The 531-nt window shown below is 65.5% G+C and carries 1 protein-coding gene; it reads right to left on the bottom strand.

Annotated elements, in window-relative coordinates:
* A partial coding sequence (gene tssI, locus OGV98_RS00560; protein ID WP_286550931.1) for a type VI secretion system tip protein TssI/VgrG occupies positions 1-531 on the bottom strand: 531 nt, incomplete at both ends.

The raw sequence follows: 531 nt of genomic DNA, 5'->3' as shown, positions 1-531 counted from the left end.
GGCAGGGTGCCCGGCGAGCGGTTGTCCTGGTGGTAGGTGCGGCCCATAATAATGGGCTGGTCCGGGTCGCCGTTGAGGAAGTCCACTATCACTTCCTGACCCACGCGCGGAATGGCGAGGTTGCCAAATCCGGCACCGGCCCACGCCTGCGACACCCGCACCCAGCAGGAGCTGTCTTCGTTCCCCGGGCAGTAGCGGTCCCAGTGGAAACGTATCCGCACCCGGCCATGCTCGTCGCAGAAGATTTCCTCGCCGGCAGGACCGGTGACAATGGCGCTCTGCGGGCCGTCCACGGCGGGTTTGGGCCGCGGGGAGGCACGCCATGTCCGGTCAGCCGGGATGACGTCCAGGTGGTTACTGAGTGTGGTGCCGTCGCCGGAGCTGCCGTGCTGCGCCTGTGGCTGCTTTCCTTCCAGTACAGAGCCGGTGACCTGCCATTCGCGGTTCAGCGTTTCTGACGGGTGACCGGTCAGGGTAAAACGTTTGCCGGGCCACAGTTTCGGGGAGTTGCTCACGCAGGCTGCCGTTTCA

The sequence above is a fragment of the Citrobacter sp. Cf136 genome (genome assembly GCF_030333815.1).
Classification (GTDB): domain Bacteria; phylum Pseudomonadota; class Gammaproteobacteria; order Enterobacterales; family Enterobacteriaceae; genus Citrobacter; species Citrobacter freundii.
Note: the sequence above shows the minus strand (reverse complement) of the source record. Positions and strands in the feature narration are given on the sequence as shown.